The organism is Sphingobacterium yanglingense (genome assembly GCF_004363245.1).
Taxonomy (GTDB): Bacteria; Bacteroidota; Bacteroidia; order Sphingobacteriales; family Sphingobacteriaceae; genus Sphingobacterium; species Sphingobacterium yanglingense.
In genome coordinates this window covers 43845-60174 of the sequence record NZ_SNYV01000019.1, presented here as the reverse complement: position 1 = coordinate 60174, position 16330 = coordinate 43845, and the positions used below count along the sequence as shown (strand labels likewise).

Here is a 16330-nt window from a genome sequence, read left to right as displayed (position 1 = left end):
TAATTTTTACCAACGCAACTTACTTAACGACTCAATATCTACTGATTTTGTATTCCGATAGACCATAATAACAATAGCCAGTCCCACAGCGACTTCAGCTGCAGCCAAGGCCATGATAAAGAACACAAACACCTGTCCACTGGCATCTCCCCGATATGCGGAGAATGCGGCCAATAACAAGTTAACGGAATTGAGCATAAGCTCTATCGACATCATAATGATAATCACATTACGACGGATCAATACACCAATGACACCGATTGAAAAAATGATACTACAAAAAATCACGTAGTGATTTAACGGTATCCCTTGTATATTTTGAATAAGATTGTCCATTACGCTTCTTTTGTTTCTTTTTTAGCCAATAATATAGCGCCGACCATCGCAGTCAACAACAAAATTGAGGACAGTTCAAAAGGCAAAAGGAATTCATCAAATAAAACTTTACCTAGATTTTTTACCAGTCCCACATCGGTATTCCCCGTCACAAACTCATTATTACTCTCTAAAACCTTAAAAGCGCCTAAAAATGTGGCCAACATACACATCCCTGCCACGGCCCCCATAATCTTTACCACATTGGACCTCATCGGCTCTATCTCCTTATTGAGATTGAGCAGCATCAGGACAAATAAAAATAAGACCATGATTGCTCCCATATAGACGATGAAATTGACAACGGCCAAAAATTGAGCATTCAGCAAAATGTAGTGCACTGTAAAAGTGAAAAAGGTAATTACCAAATAAAGTACACTATGCACAGGGTTCTTCGTGAAGATGGTCATCAACGCAAAGAAAATAGACAAAAAGGCAACAAAATAGAATATAGTCATCTGCTTAAGCGTTTTCTCTGTTTAGTTTTGTAATATCAAATTTAGGCTCCACCAATTTATCTTTGCCATAAATAAAATCTCGACGCAGATATTCCGCAGTAACATGTGGGCCATCAAGATAGATCGCCTCCTTAGGGCAGGCCTCCTCACAGAGTCCACAAAAAATACAACGGAGCATATTGATTTCATAAACAGCGGCGTACTTTTCTTCCCGATATAGGTTCTCCTCTCCTTTTTGACGCTCTGCGGCAGTCATCGTAATAGCTTCAGCAGGACAAGATAAAGCACAGAGTCCACAGGCTGTACAACGCTCCCGTCCTTGCTCATCACGTTTCAAAGAATGCTGCCCCCTAAAGTTCTTCGAGTAAGGACGTATTTCCTCCGGATATTTAATCGTCGGTATCTTTTTGAAAAAGTGTTTTAGGGTGATAGATAGCCCCTTAGCAATAGCCGGCAAATACATGCGCTCCCATATATTCATTGGCTTCTGCTCAATTACTTTCTTCCTATTGCTTAATGATTGCATAACTTTTGCTTTGTTATCAAGTAATCCTGTGATCCTGTTATCAGGTTACCTTGACTTGATAACTTGATAACTCGTTCACCGGATAACTCGTCTTAAAAATAAGTATCCTTTACTAATGTAATTACTCCTGTCAGCACGATATTAGCAATGGCTAAAGGAATCAATATCTTCCAGCCAAGATTCATCAACTGATCATAGCGGAAGCGTGGCAAGGTCCAACGTATCCACATGAAGAAAAAGATGAAGCCGAATATCTTTAAAAAGAAAACGATCACGCCAATAATGGTTATCCAATTTTGCGATAGACCAAGCTCATACATAAATGGAAAATTATAACCTCCAAAGTAGAGCGCTGCCATCAATGCCGAAGACACAAACATGTTAATGTACTCCGAGAACATATAGAGCCCGAGTTTCATTGAAGAATATTCGGTATGGTATCCGCCCACCAGTTCAGTCTCACACTCCGGCAAGTCAAACGGTACACGGTTACACTCTGCAAATGCACAGGTGATGAAAATCAAAAAACCAAGCGGTTGTACCCATATGTTCCAATTGACAAAGCCTGATTGTTGTGCCACGATATCTTCCAGCTGTAATGTACCCGTCACCATCAATAACGCGATAAGCGACAAGCCCATTCCGATTTCATAACTAATACTCTGCGAAGCCGCGCGGATAGCCCCCATCAAAGAGAACTTATTGTTAGAAGCCCAGCCTCCAAGCATAATTCCGTACACCCCTAAAGCAATAACACCGAACATGTAGAGTACACCAATGTTAATTCCAGAAGCCACTTGCAACGAGATCTGCTTGCCATTAATCGTAAGTTCCTGTCCCCAAGGAATAACAGCCGAACTGATACAGGCTGTAATAATGGCGATAACCGGCCCTAGGATAAATAATGGCTTATGAGCACCTGAAGGAATAATTTCTTCCTTGAAGAAGAACTTCCCGCCATCGCACAAAGGCTGTAAAAGTCCGAAAATACCTGCTCTATCTGGCCCATGTCGATCTTGCATAAAACCAGCAATCTTACGCTCCGCAAGAGTAGAATACATCGCGATTACCAACGTGATAGTAAACACAATAACTACTAAAATCAATTTTTCTAAAATAAAAGCTGTTTCCATTGCTGATTTACTTTAATCGTTCTGTTCTAGCCAACTGCTCCTCATTAGCCAATTGCAATTTTTTATCTTCATGAATCACCGCAGGAGGGTTAAAATTCAAATAGTGATTTGCTCCAATAACAGATTCATGGTCTACCGGAGTTGGCTCCTCAAGCGTCCAATCTGATGTACTTTTAGTTTCAAACCGACAGGTATTACAGATAAACTCTTCCACCTCTCCATACTCATCTTTTCGTCCCGTTACCCGCAACACCTCTTCGCCTTTGTACCACAGAGTCACCTTACCAGCACAGGTAGGGCAGTCCCTATGCGCATCCACAGGCTTCGTAAACCACACACGATTCTTAAACCGGAAAGTCTTATCCGTCAACGCCCCTACCGGACACACATCAATTACATTTCCTACAAAATCATGGTTCAGCGCTTTATGTATAAATGTAGATATCTCTGAATGATCACCTCTATTCAAGACCCCATGTTCACGTTCATTGGTAAGCTGATTGGCAACAAAAACACAACGGTAACACAGAATACAACGATTCATGTGCAACTGTATTTTATCTCCAATATCAATACGTTCGAATGTACGGCGCTCAAACTCATAACGTGTCCCTTCATCACCATGCTCATAGCCCAAATCCTGCAATTTGCACTCTCCCGCCTGATCACACACTGGACAATCCAAAGGGTGGTTGATCAAAAGCATCTCCACAACTCCTTTTCGAGCTTCAACAACATCTGGAGACGTTATATTCTGTACCTCCATGCCATCCATAACAGTTGTGCGACAAGATGCCACAAGTTTAGGCATTGGCCGAGGGTCTTTCTCAGATCCTTTAGATACTTTGACCAAACAGGTACGACATTTTCCCCCCGTTCCCTCTAATTTAGAATAGTAGCACATCGCTGGCGGGACAATATCTCCACCTATCTGACGCGCCGCATTTAGAATAGTAGTTCCTGGTGCTACCTCTACAGGTATACCATCGATTGTTACTTTAAATTTTACAATTTCTTCAGCCATCGTTTCTGCTTTCTACTAGATTATTACCCCGTTTACTGTGCTACAGGTTTTACAGGATCGGCATAATGTGCTAATCCATAATTCCTCGATTGCGACTCCCCTGGATGAAGCACATGCCATTCAAATTCGTCTCTAAAGTGTCGAATCGCTGCTGCTACCGGCCACGCCGCAGCGTCGCCTAACGGACAAATTGTATTACCTTCTATTTTTCGTTGAATATCCCATAGTAAATCGATATCCGCGATACTGCCTTTACCATGCTCTATTTTATGTAATACCTTCTCCATCCAGCCCGTTCCTTCACGACAAGGAGAACACTGTCCACAGCTCTCGTGATGATAGAACCGAGTGAAGTTCCAGGTGTTACGGACAATACATTGATCTTCATCAAAAACGATAAAGCCTCCGGACCCCATCATCGTGCCTGTCTGGAAACCACCATCTGCCAAAGATTCATAGGTCATCAGGCGGGCATCTCCGTTGATAGTCTTACAGATTAAGTTTGCAGGTAGAATCGGCACAGACGAACCGCCTGCAACCAAAGCCTTTAATCGCTTTCCATTAGCTATACCACCACAATATTCGTCGGAATAGATAAACTCTTCTACGGGCACGCCCAACTCAATCTCATACACTCCTGGATTCTTCACATTTCCTCCAGCAGAGATAAGCTTTGTTCCTGTGCTGCGCTCTATACCGATTTTCGCATACTCCTCGCCTCCATCATTGATAATAGGGACAACAGATGCGATAGATTCAACATTATTTACAACCGTAGGACAGCCATATAATCCTGCAACTGCGGGAAATGGTGGCTTTATGCGCGGATTACCACGCTTACCTTCCAATGATTCCAACAGTGCCGTCTCCTCGCCACAGATGTATGCACCACCTCCCGGTTGTACATAGATCTCTAAGTCATAGCCTGTACCTAATATATTCTTGCCCAAAAGTCCAGCGGCCTTTGTTTCGGCAATAGCGCGTTCTAAGATTCGGATCTGCGGCATCATCTCCCCGCGGACATAGATATACGACGTATTTGCCCCCAATGCATAGCTTGACACAATCATGCCCTCAATTAATGCATGTGGGATATGAGTCATCAAATAACGGTCTTTAAAAGTACCCGGTTCAGACTCATCGCCATTACATACCAAATAACGGGATACACCCTCTGGCTTTGCCAAAAAGCTCCACTTCATCCCGGTAGGGAATCCCGCTCCTCCTCTACCCCGTAGTCCCGATTTCTTCACCTCCTCGACAACGTCATCAGGAGACATGCTCTTTAATGCTTTCTCTACAGCACGATATCCACCTTTTTGACGATAAACATCAAAAGTCTGAATACCAGGCTCATTGATATGCTCTAATAATAATTTACGTCCCATATGTTTTAAGCTTGCTGTTTCGCTTTATCACGCAAAGTGTCGATCAATTCATCAACACTTTTTTCGGTTAAATTCTCGTAAAATGTATACTCAGGTCCGATCTGTAATACAGGTCCATAACCACAAGCGGCCATACATTCTACACCTCGCCAAGAGAACAAACCATCGGCTGTAATCTCTCCTTCTTTTACGCCCAGACGGTTTTCAATATGTTGCATAATCTTTTCAGCACCGACCAAGCAACATGGTCCAGTACGGCACACTTCCAACATATACTTTCCTTGGGGCTTTAAAAAATACATGGTATAAAACGTAGCCACTTCATACACTTCAATAGCTTGTATATGAAGATATGATGCCACTTTATCCATACTATCTGTACTTAACCATCCATACTCCGCTTGCACGAGGTGAAGGATTGGCAACAATGCTGACTTTTGTTGACCCTCGGGGTATCGAGCGACAATCTCGCCGAACTGCTCCAAAAGCGCTGCAGAAAATTCTACCGGTTGGTTCTCTTGTATACTAAGCATCTAACTCTCCTGCTATTACATTTAAACTACTCATATTGATAATCGCATCAGATATCAACATACCTCTACTCATTGGTGCAAACATCTGATAGTTGATAAAAGATGGTCTTCTGAAATGGAGTCGGTAAGGCGTACGCCCTCCATCATGTATCAGGTAAAAGCCGAGTTCGCCATTGGCGCCCTCCACGGCATGATACACTTCCGATTTCGGTGTTTCCCATTCTCCCATCACTATTTTAAAGTGATAAATCAATGCTTCCATATTATTATAAACCTGCTCCTTTGGCGGTAAATAAAACTCTGGAACATCAGCATGAAACACCCCTTTTGGTTCTTTCTCTATTTTATCTAGCGCTTGCTGAATGATACGCATAGACTGCCGCATCTCTTCATTACGCACCATAAACCGATCATACACATCTCCATTTGTACCTACCGGCACATCAAACTCAAACTCTTCATACGAACAGTAGGGAGCTGTAACCCGGACATCATAGTCGACTCCGGTAGCGCGTAGAATAGGACCAGACCAGCTGTAATCCAATGCTTCCTCCGGCTTTACTGCTGCTACCCCTGAAGTACGCTCAATAAATATGCGGTTACGAACAAAAAGCTCCTCAAACTCGCTCAAAACAGGCGGATAACGTTTAAGAAACTCTCTAATCTTATCAAAAGCAATATCATTAAAATCACGCTCGAATCCACCAATACGACCGATATTGGTCGTCAAGCGGGCACCACAGATTTCTTCAAAAATTTCATAGATAAACTCCCGCTCCTGCATCACATAGAGAAAACCTGAAAAGGCACCTGTGTCTACCCCCAAAATACCATTACAAATAATATGGTCGGCGATACGCGCTAGTTCCATCACGATCACACGCATATACTGCACCCGCTTGGGAATCTCAATATCCAAGAGCTTCTCGACTGTCATATGCCATCCCATATTATTGATTGGGGACGAACAATAGTTCAAACGGTCGGTAAGTGGTGTAATCTGATAAAAAGGACGATGCTCTGCAATCTTCTCGAAAGCTCGGTGTATATAGCCAATCGTGGAAACCCCACTCACAATCCGCTCGCCGTCTATCTGCAAAACATTCTGAAACACACCATGCGTAGCAGGGTGCGTAGGCCCCAGATTGAGCGTTATTAACTCATCTTGAGGGTCATTATCATAAAAAACGGGATCATTAGGGGTTATCTTGGTTATTCGGTTGCTCATCTTATCTACACTTGAAGTTAACGGCCAAAATAAAAATCTTTCTTATCTATTCGGTTAGGATCTTCTAGCGGATATTCTTTTCGCATTGGAAAGACATCCAGATCATCCATATTCAAAATTCTCCTTAGGTCTGGATGGCCTTCAAAATGAATACCAAAGAAATCGTACGTTTCTCGTTCCATCCAGTTTGCCCCTTGCCACACACTCGTTGCAGAAGGTATAGACGGCTGCTCGCCACCGATAAACACTTTCACACGAACACGTATATTTTGGAAAAGGTTATGAAGATGATACACCACAGCATATTGCTTTTCCTGCTGTGGATAGTGTACTGCAGTAATATCCGTCAAATAGTTTAAACGCAACAGTTCATCGTTCTTGACAAATGCCAGCAACTCCAAAATATAAGCTGCCTCCGTTTGAATTGCCAATAAACCATGAGGCTCTCCTAAAACCTGAATCTTATCGCCCAAAACTGCCTGTAGACGATCAATTATAACCTGATTATCCAACTTATTCATTATTTGCTTCTATACCGTACTTCTCTAATAATGCTTTATATTCCGGGGTATTTCTCCTATTCAAAGACTCATTCTTTACAATCTCCTGCAATTTGAGCACACCATCTAGGATTGCTTCAGGACGAGGTGGGCATCCAGGCACATATACATCTACAGGAATAATCTCGTCAATTCCCTGTAGAACAGAATAGGTATCAAAAATACCTCCACTGGATGCACAGGCACCAACAGCAATAACCCAACGCGGCTCAGCCATCTGCGTATATACCTGTCTTAATACTGGAGCCATTTTTTTAGCAATGGTCCCCATCACCAATAACATATCTGCTTGACGTGGCGAAAAACTAGGTCGCTCTGCACCAAAACGAGCCAAATCATAGGTAGAACCCATGGTCGCCATAAACTCTATTCCGCAACAAGATGTCGCAAAAGGCAGTGGCCACAGCGAATTGGCTCGAGCCAGTCCAATGGCTTTATCTAATGAAGTGGCAAAAAATCCAGCTCCTTCTACACCCGGGGGCGCTTCGGCTAAGGTAACTTTGCTCATAATTAGTTATTTCTTCTTTTCGTAGTTTATTTCTCGGTTCAATATAATATTTTTAATCTTGTATTGGAGCCGAGGATTGCTATTTAGAACTGTTCTAATCCCAGTTCAGCGCCTTCTTCTTTATCACATAGATAAAGCCCAGAAGCAGCATACCCATAAAGACAAACATCTCGATAAGCCCCTGCATTCCAAACTCTCTAAAATTGACAGCCCAAGGATACATAAAGATAACCTCGATATCAAAAATGACGAATAAGATAGCGACAAGGAAGTATTTGATGGAGAAAGGCTGCCTTGCATTACCCACCACTTCAACTCCGGATTCAAAAGAAGAAAGCTTCTTTTCCGAACGGACTTTAGGGCCTAAAAGATGAGTTCCCACAATGGTAAGCACTCCAAAACCGGTTGCAACAGCCAATTGAATCAGAATAGGCAAATAGTCTACTGGCATATTCTCTAGTTGTACGTTTTCCATGATAAGTTTAAGTCTCAGTTATATACACAAAAATAGGAATTTTATCCCAAATAAAAAGGGGAACTGCTATGCAGTTCCCCTTTTCTTACTAATTTTTAGAGGTTTAACTCTTTAAGTAGTCAATATAAGCCTTAGCCGTTTCGTCTTCAGGACTAATTTTGATTGTATTCTCAAAATACTCTAATGCTTTCTTGTTGTCTCCTTTTAATAAATAGAAGTATCCAACGTTATTGTACGAATCCACCAACTTAGAAGTTGCATCTTCATCTAATGTCTCCCCTGCAGCTTGTTTATCCTTCAATACCTTAATCAATTGATCGAAAGCAGGAACAAACAAACCTTTAGTCAATTCAGGAGTTTCTGGATTGATAACATCCAATTGCATATTCGCATATCCTGTCATATACAACGCTTGTACAAGATATTCGTCGTATACTTTCTGATCGTTCGATTTTACGATAACATCAAATGCTTTTATTGCATCATTTAATTCCTTCGTTGCATCTTCTTCCTTCTCTTTTTTAGCTGCTCCAGCACGGAAGTTAGCCATTCCTAAGAAATAATTTGCCTCGTAATAGAAATCCGTACCAGTTTTCTGCGCAGGAATATTGAAAATAGCCGCAGCTACATCATATTTACCTTGTCCAAATGCCACCATACCGGCCGAACCGATTTCAGGCATCATTTCAGGGTTCATCTCTAATGCTTTTTGCAAATTAGGAAGACCTTTAGCCACATTACCAGCTTCGATATTTGCCAAACCAGAGAAAAGATAATCGATATCGATCAAACGGCTTTCTTCTGCGCCTGCAAACAATTTATCAAAATACTCGACACCTTTCGCATAATCTTTATCTTGATTGACTGCGATCAAACCCAAGTAACGGAATACTTTTGCGTCAACTCCCGGTACATTAGCCAACTTCTCCGCAACAGTTTTCAACTCGTCATATTTCTGACCATATACTAAGAAATCCGCATAGCGCACGTTCGCCTCTGGTGACATATCACCTGTAACCTGTAAATACTTTTTGTAACTATCTACCGCTTTTGAAACCTGAGCTTCGTAAGCTGCTTTTTCTTCGTCTGTATTATCTGGCATACGCTTCGCCATCTGCAATTGCGTCTCAGCGATTTCGCGGTATACCGGACCATAGTTAGGGTATTCCGATACGATATTGTTATATTGTTCTAGCGCTTCGTCGAATGCAAATGCACGACGTGTAATCAACGCTTGTTGCACTTTTGCTTTCACCAAGTTAGGGTCCACATTAAGTGCGTCACGGTAACTAACATAAGCTTGGCTATTATCTTTCAATCCTAAGAAAGCATCACCTAAAGCTACAGGAACCATTGCGTCCTTCGCATTTTTAGCTTTTGCTTGTGTCAAATAATCTACTGCTTTTGCAAAATCAGGCTTAGGTGCATCGATATATGCACGACCGATATAATACAAAGGCAAATAATCTTTCTTTCCTAGAGAAGCAGTCGCTGTAGCAAACTTAGATTCTGCAGCAGAAGTGTTGTTCTTCATCAAATCTACGATACCCAAACCTACATTATTCAACTGCTCTTTTGGCGCATTTGTCAAACCATTATTAAAAATAATTGCCGCAGAATCTGCCTTTTCATTAATCAAATAAATCTGTCCAAGGTAAAAGTAGTTCTCGCCATCTTTAGCCTTCTTCTCGACCAAATTTTGCAAAATACCTTTAGCCTTATCGTACTGCTCTGCATCCATAGCTGCCTGAGCGTCCTTCAAACTTTGAGCACTTGCTGTACCAACCACAGCCCCAGCTAGTAATAAACTCAAAAATAATTTGCTTTTTGTCATAATTCTATCTTGTATTCTTATAGTTGTTTACTAATTTATTTTATCTCTAATTATTATCTCGCGACCTGGCATTGTGTAGGGTAGTAACCCCGATTTCAAAACAATACGCTGTCCTCTGTCTCCGGTCATAAATGCTGAAAAGCCAATTCCCAACCCCAAATTAGGCTGGTAGTTCAGTACAAAAATCTCACGTTTCAAAGGATACTCCCCTGTCGCAAAACTTGTCTGAGAAGGCTTCACATATTTCTTGACCCCATCTTTCTCACTAACTACGCTCAAGATACGAATTTTATCTTTTTCTGAAAAAGAACTTTCTAAAGATAAAAATTGATTGTAACTAATCAAGCCAACTTTTCCTCTTTTTTCTGCTACTTCCTTTAAAACAGCTTCAGCACCATCCTTTGCCTCAACAAAAGTGTTAGCAACCTTTTCTATTTTCCCCAGCTCCCTAAAGTAACGAAAGACACTCGAATTCAGATTGTCAAAAACCAAGGAATAATCCTTGACCTTATTCCCCTTCATCAACTCTGCAATATCAGATACATTAACGTTCGTATCTGCATCCGCAATATTACCTACCAAAATAATGCCATCATAAGCGACACTATAAATTCTCGGGGTAACAGACCTCGCTTTAAACCCCTTCTGTTCCTCCTCTGTCAACTGCCTGGTCAAAACTGCAAACGCTACATCTCCATTCAAAAGACTATTGACCACTTGTACTTCAGGATTCGCCTGTTCTTGGATTTTAGCATTATAGTACGAGCTTTCAAAAACTTCTTTCTGTTCCAAAAATAGGGGTAAGACGGTTTCGTCTACAGCAACCGGCAAGACCCCGGCCAAGATATCATCTTTCTTCTCCTTTTTAGTATTATTAGAACAGCCTGTAAAACCAAGAGCTACCACGCTGATCAACACGGAACAAAAAAACAGTTTCATACTCAGTAAGATTTAAAGATTAATACAAGGATTAATCGTACATGATTTTTAACGTAAAAAATTATTCTGCCAAAGTCTTGCAAATCGCATAAACGAGTACACAATCAGCAATCCTCCAAACATATTCTTATACGTTTTGTCAATTTCTAAAGGGAATGCCTTCCAAAAGATAATCAATAGGCCCAAAATGAAATAGAAAAGAAACATACATAGGCCTAAAATGGACAGAAATCGCTGTGTCGGCGATTTCTGTCTAAATTTATTGTTTCTTGAGTTGTTATTCACACTCATTACATATTTGTTAAGTCCAAACGAATAGGCAAAGTATAAGCAACACGCACTGGACGTCCGTTTTGAATACCTGGGCTCCATTTCTTCGCTTTCTTCAACAAGTTGACAGCAGCTTGTCCTGTACCATACGAAAGATCACGAACAACTTTGACATCAGTCAACTCTCCGTTTTTCTCTACAACGAACGATACCTGAACAGTTCCTTTCACTCCTGCATCGATAGCGCCTGATGGATACTGGTAGTTGTCGCCAATCCATTTACGGAACGCAGCCATACCACCCGGTGGCTCAGGTTGAATCTCTACGGATTCGAAGATTTCCTCTCCGGAACCAGTTCCTCCTTCTACACCTTTAGTACTACCTGTTGCTGATCCAGCAACATCTTTTGTACCCCATTTACCTTCAGTTGTGATACTACCACCCTTCATACCTTTCATCGCAACAGGGCCGATAAGTTTTTTCTTATCTGTAGCCTCTTCGACAGTAGCAACTTCCTGCTCTACCGCCTTTTCCTTAGGAACAGGCTTAATCTCAGGTAAAGCAACTACATCTAGTGCAGGTTTAGATTCAGCAATCTTAGGTGCTTCTTCTTGTACAGGTGGCTTCTCCTCTTCTTCAGGAAGTTTCTCCGCCAAATCCTCTAAAGTAACTTCTTCTGTAAAAGCAATCTCCTCTTTCGGAGCTTCTTTACCTGAAAAAAGCTTTAGATTAAGCGCCGAAGGAACACTGAAAACCGCAACAATTGCCGTTACAATAAGTAACGCTGTGTTGGTTGCTTTCGGCCCTAACTTACGAAGCTCGTACGCTCCATAAGATTTGTTCCTGTTTTCGAAGACAACATCAAGCCACTCTTTCTTAAATATATTTAATTTTCCAAACATATTATTTCTGTTTTATGATAACTGCACACAATGATTAATCATTGTATAGATTATCCTTTTTCAATAGCTCAATTTCTTCGGCCATGATACGGTTAGATATCATATAACGCTTGACGTCTACGATTTTCATCTCGTCTAATGCATCAACGATATTTCTAGTTACCGATTTTTCACTCGGGCGTATCACTACGATCATGTCTTTGCCTCCTGCCTGTTGAGGAACTACCTGTTTCATCTTCATAAGTACAGCACGTAGACCGTCCTTACTGTAATCGATTACAGCTGGTTCTTGGATAGGCTTTTTAACATCACCTTGATACCAAATAAGCTTGTCGTCAGAACCCAATACTAAAGTCACACTACGATGCTCATCCACATCAACATCAGTTTGCTTATCTGTCTCGACGTTTTTATCAGGCATAGCGACATCCATCGCTTGAGGCTTATTCAAGGAAGTGGTCAACATAAAGAACGTGATCAGTAAGAATGCCAAGTCAACCATGGCTGTAAGATCGACCTTACCCCCAGATTTCTTAGACCTTACCTTTCCGCCTTTACCGCCCTTACCAGAGTCTTGATTTAATTCTGCCATTTGCTTCTATTCTAATTAATCAGCTTTAAGGCCAGTTACGAAACTGAACTTGTTTTGCTTCTGATTACGTAATGTTTCAATTATTAAATTCAAACTAGGGAACTTCTCATTGGCATCGGCCTTGATTGCTACCGTCATTAGCTCGATATCATCTGGATCAGTACCATCTGCGGCAGCTTTATCTCTCAATATCTTTGCTGATGCTAACCTAGCCTGCTTTACCCATGAAGACAATTCATTTGATGCGTTTGATGTCGAATCTACAGGAATTCCCTTTTGCTTATCTTCTGTTCTATCGCCTGCTTCAGCTGCCAACAATGTTTTCATTGTTTTCATTGACACTCCAAAATCTTCCATCGCTTTGAACTTACCGTATTCTTCTGGTGTAAATTCAATGCCATACAATGCGCCCATTTGCTGTAAAGCTTGTACGCGTACATTTTGGTCTGACATATGAAAGAAGACTTTTCCTTCATTACCGACAGTGATCATTGCTACGTTTCCATCAGGCAATTTTGCTTCTGAATAGGAATGTGGCGCGTCAACTATCAGTGACTCTTGTTGTCTTGCGGTTGCTGTAAGAACGAAGAACGTAAGAAGCAAGAAAGATACGTCACACATCGCTGTCATGTCGATCGATGTACTGGCTCTTTTTACTTTTGCTTTACCCATTTCTTTAATCTTTTTTAATTAACAACTCTTCTTTTTCTTTAATGATGCTTGTACATTTCAGTTTCCATAAAAAAAACTAAAATTTATTTTTAAGCATCTTACTTGTGGTTAGCAGCGTACGTTTGTACGATAGAGAAACCAGCCTCGTCGATAGAGTAAGTTAATTTGTCGATTTTTGCAGTCAAGATGTTGTACATTACAATAGCAAATGTAGATGTAGCAATACCTGTAGCTGTATTGATAAGGGCCTCAGAAATACCGTTTGCTAATTTAGCTGAATCTGGAGCACCACCTGTTGCCAATGCCGAGAAGGCCTTGATCATACCTGTTACCGTTCCTAATAGACCTGTCAACGTACCGATAGAAACCAAAGTAGCCAATACATTTAAGTTTTTCTCTAACATAGGCATCTCTAATGCTGTAGTCTCTTCAATTTCTTTTTGGATAGCTAAGGCTGATTTTTCTGCATCTAATCCTGGGTTAGCTTCAACATCTTTGTATTTCAACAAACCTGCTTTGATTACGTTAGCAACAGAACCTTTTTGTTTGTCACACTCAGCGATAGCTGTATCAATACTACCAGTTTTTAATAATGATTGTACTTTTCTTACGAAGTTACCTACATTACCTGTACCTGAAGCTTTTCCGATAACGATAAAACGCTCGATAGCGAATACCCATACCATCAAAAATAGACCGATTAAGATAGGAACGACTACCCCTGCGTGATAAACCATACCACCGTAGTTACCTGGAAGAGGTTGGTTTTCAGGATTATTATCGATAAAGTTAGAAGGGTTACCCATCACATATTTCCAAATCAAATAACCAATGATAAAACAAATAACGATAGATAAGCTCGCAAATAAGTTACCTGAATTGCCACTCTCTTGTTTTGCTGGGCTAGTAGTTTTTGGTGCGTTTGCCATTTTTACTAAATTTTAGATTTTTACTGTTGTTTAATTATTTATGTTTAATTCAATTTAATGCAATACTTTTTACATCATTTTGACGTCTGTCAAAACAAATATACTATTTTGTTACAAAAGTCAAATTTTTTAGCATTTAATTTTACACTCTTTATAAATGTGCTTGACGGATGAGCATCAGCGGCAATCATATCCTCAATACACACATAAATTAAATGTTTCCATCTTGTGAATATTATGCAATAAAAACTATTTTTTTTTTGATATGCAAATTAATAAATAGTTAACTCACAAAAATAAGTAAGCTATCACTCACTTTGGTTGTTGCAACATATTTGTGGGATACCGCAGTTTAAGCCGCTAATCTCCTTGTACTAACGTATTTATAGCACAAATATTACACTATCCTCCGGCTTGTTTTACGTTATAGCCAGAACTCGTTAAAATTTCAAAAACTTTTTGCTTAAAATCCCCTTGTATCAAAATCTCTCCATCTTTTGCCGTTCCTCCAACTCCACATTTTTGCTTTAACAATTTAGCCAGATCCTGAAAATCCGAATCCTTCCCTATAAATCCCTCAACTACTGTCACAACTTTTCCTTTCCTAGACTTGCGATCTAAAAGCACTTTCAATTTCTGCTTCTCTTTCGGCAGTGTCTCCATTTCTGTATCTAGTTCTTCTTCATAGGAAAATGAACTATCAGTTGAGTAAACGATACCTTCGTAACGTTGCTTTTTTTGTTTGGCCATCTTTATTTAAAAGTTACAGAAGTTATAAAAGTGATGTAAGTTACGAGGAACCTTTTATCACCATCGTAACCTTTCTCTCCATTATAACTTTATTTTACGTATGAGGGAGGTGTTAGATTTGAGCGTAAAAATATCTCAATACTCATATCTTATCTTTAACATATTATCTTCAACGAACTCGGCTTGACCTCAATTTGAAGATCGCCCGTCAAAGTCAATGGCTCACCATCGACATGTACTGGACCAGAGTCATCCCGTTCAATCAATATATTCCGACCTGGAATAATCTCCACATACTCGGACTGGTCTGCAGATCTATTAAAAAGGTGGTAAACCATCATAGGCAGGATGTACAACGGAAATTTGTGCACAATACATACATCCAACACACCATCGTTGACAGATGCATTGGGTGCTATATAGGCGTTGTTGCCGTACTGTGGCGAATTCGCAACAGATATCATAAACGCCTCTCGCTCGTATTTCTTACCATCTATGGTTAAGGTATAATGACAGGGCTTATACTTTCCTAAGACATTGATCACAGATCTTAAATAACCAATAGGCCCACGGATAGAATCATTTGCAAACCGGTCACTCACAGATGCATCAAACCCCAGTCCCGCAATATTAAAGAAAGGTTTCTCATTGATCGTTCCACAATCCACGTCCACTGTTTCAAATCGATTCAACCGACGGATAGCAGCAGTTTCATTCATAGGAATCCCTAAATAGAGTGCTAGACCATTACCTGACCCCTCGGGAATAATTCCCAAAGGAACCCCCGAACCTATCAGTGCAGCGCCCAGCTCGTTGATAGTGCCGTCTCCACCTACAGCGATAACCGCATCGTATTTTTCCTCAATAGCTTTCCTGCCCAATTCATAAGCATGATTAGGTTTCGTTGTCTGCTGAAAAGTTGGGTTAAACTTCTTTAAATCAAGAACCTCCAAAACTTTCTTATTGAAAGCAGTTTTCTTTTTTCCTCCCGAAATGGGATTTATCACAAAAAGTATCTTTTTTTGATCTTCCATAAATGCATACTGTCACGCTTGTAAAGATATAGATTACATCGCAATTAATAACCGTACAAATCATGGAATAACTAAAATTAGCTTTTAATAGTTATAAAAGAGTCGTAGCTTTGTGGCGTCAAAAAAAGGTGGACTGATTTGCATTTTACACATACAGAGGTAAAAAGGGAGATTGCAACCACAGAAAAAAAGTGCTAAAA

19 protein-coding genes are annotated in these 16330 nt (G+C 40.5%); all 19 read right to left on the bottom strand.

Going from position 1 to position 16330, the window contains the following annotated elements:
- Positions 1-6 precede the first annotated feature (6 nt).
- A complete protein-coding gene (nuoK, locus tag CLV99_RS21415; protein ID WP_133586563.1) occupies positions 7-336 on the bottom strand; it encodes an NADH-quinone oxidoreductase subunit NuoK in 330 nt (109 codons plus the stop codon).
- Complete coding sequence (locus tag CLV99_RS21410; RefSeq protein WP_133586562.1) at positions 336-833, bottom strand: NADH-quinone oxidoreductase subunit J family protein; 498 nt, start codon at positions 831-833, stop codon at positions 336-338. Before CLV99_RS21410 ends, nuoK begins: the two co-directional genes overlap by 1 nt.
- A gap of 4 nt (positions 834-837) precedes the next feature.
- Positions 838-1359, bottom strand: coding sequence for a NuoI/complex I 23 kDa subunit family protein (locus tag CLV99_RS21405; RefSeq protein ID WP_133586561.1), 522 nt, complete (start codon positions 1357-1359; stop codon positions 838-840).
- 92 nt (positions 1360-1451) lie between these two features.
- Positions 1452-2492 carry an NADH-quinone oxidoreductase subunit NuoH gene (nuoH, locus tag CLV99_RS21400; protein WP_133586560.1) on the bottom strand — a complete coding sequence of 347 codons (1041 nt, stop codon included), beginning with the start codon at positions 2490-2492 and terminating at the stop codon, positions 1452-1454.
- A 7-nt stretch (positions 2493-2499) separates the two neighbouring features.
- A complete protein-coding gene (locus CLV99_RS21395) occupies positions 2500-3516 on the bottom strand; it encodes a 2Fe-2S iron-sulfur cluster-binding protein (RefSeq protein ID WP_133586559.1) in 1017 nt (338 codons plus the stop codon).
- A 32-nt stretch (positions 3517-3548) separates the two neighbouring features.
- A complete protein-coding gene (gene nuoF / locus CLV99_RS21390; protein ID WP_133586558.1) occupies positions 3549-4904 on the bottom strand; it encodes an NADH-quinone oxidoreductase subunit NuoF in 1356 nt (451 codons plus the stop codon).
- Between the two features lie 5 nt (positions 4905-4909).
- Positions 4910-5437 carry an NADH-quinone oxidoreductase subunit NuoE family protein gene (locus tag CLV99_RS21385; RefSeq protein ID WP_133586557.1) on the bottom strand — a complete coding sequence of 176 codons (528 nt, stop codon included), beginning with the start codon at positions 5435-5437 and terminating at the stop codon, positions 4910-4912.
- A complete protein-coding gene (locus CLV99_RS21380) occupies positions 5430-6665 on the bottom strand; it encodes an NADH-quinone oxidoreductase subunit D (protein WP_211348617.1) in 1236 nt (411 codons plus the stop codon). The genes CLV99_RS21385 and CLV99_RS21380 overlap by 8 nt, the downstream gene beginning before the upstream one ends.
- Before the next feature lie 17 nt (positions 6666-6682).
- Positions 6683-7186 carry an NADH-quinone oxidoreductase subunit C gene (locus CLV99_RS21375; protein WP_133586556.1) on the bottom strand — a complete coding sequence of 168 codons (504 nt, stop codon included), beginning with the start codon at positions 7184-7186 and terminating at the stop codon, positions 6683-6685.
- Positions 7179-7733: an NADH-quinone oxidoreductase subunit B gene (locus CLV99_RS21370; protein WP_133586555.1), complete on the bottom strand. Its 555-nt coding sequence runs from the start codon at positions 7731-7733 to the stop codon at positions 7179-7181. Before CLV99_RS21370 ends, CLV99_RS21375 begins: the two co-directional genes overlap by 8 nt.
- A 94-nt stretch (positions 7734-7827) precedes the next feature.
- Complete coding sequence (locus CLV99_RS21365; protein ID WP_133586554.1) at positions 7828-8208, bottom strand: NADH-quinone oxidoreductase subunit A; 381 nt, start codon at positions 8206-8208, stop codon at positions 7828-7830.
- A 103-nt stretch (positions 8209-8311) separates the two neighbouring features.
- On the bottom strand, positions 8312-10021 hold the full coding sequence (locus CLV99_RS21360; RefSeq protein WP_246032825.1) for a tetratricopeptide repeat protein: 1710 nt from the start codon (positions 10019-10021) through the stop codon (positions 8312-8314).
- Between the two features lie 51 nt (positions 10022-10072).
- Positions 10073-10981, bottom strand: coding sequence for a PstS family phosphate ABC transporter substrate-binding protein (locus tag CLV99_RS21355; protein ID WP_133586552.1), 909 nt, complete (start codon positions 10979-10981; stop codon positions 10073-10075).
- Positions 10982-11271: 290 nt separating this feature from the next.
- A complete protein-coding gene (locus tag CLV99_RS21345) occupies positions 11272-12153 on the bottom strand; it encodes an energy transducer TonB (RefSeq protein WP_133586550.1) in 882 nt (293 codons plus the stop codon).
- 34 nt (positions 12154-12187) lie between these two features.
- A complete protein-coding gene (locus tag CLV99_RS21340; RefSeq protein WP_133586549.1) occupies positions 12188-12745 on the bottom strand; it encodes an ExbD/TolR family protein in 558 nt (185 codons plus the stop codon).
- 15 nt (positions 12746-12760) lie between these two features.
- Positions 12761-13417, bottom strand: coding sequence for an ExbD/TolR family protein (locus tag CLV99_RS21335; RefSeq protein WP_133586548.1), 657 nt, complete (start codon positions 13415-13417; stop codon positions 12761-12763).
- A 98-nt stretch (positions 13418-13515) separates the two neighbouring features.
- Positions 13516-14346: a MotA/TolQ/ExbB proton channel family protein gene (locus tag CLV99_RS21330; protein WP_133586547.1), complete on the bottom strand. Its 831-nt coding sequence runs from the start codon at positions 14344-14346 to the stop codon at positions 13516-13518.
- Between the two features lie 402 nt (positions 14347-14748).
- Positions 14749-15096 (bottom strand): translation initiation factor, encoded by a 348-nt coding sequence (locus CLV99_RS21325; RefSeq protein ID WP_133586546.1) that lies wholly within the window; start codon positions 15094-15096, stop codon positions 14749-14751.
- Between the two features lie 155 nt (positions 15097-15251).
- Positions 15252-16130, bottom strand: a complete 879-nt coding sequence (locus CLV99_RS21320; protein ID WP_133586545.1) for a diacylglycerol/lipid kinase family protein — start codon at positions 16128-16130, stop codon at positions 15252-15254.
- Positions 16131-16330 lie beyond the last annotated feature (200 nt).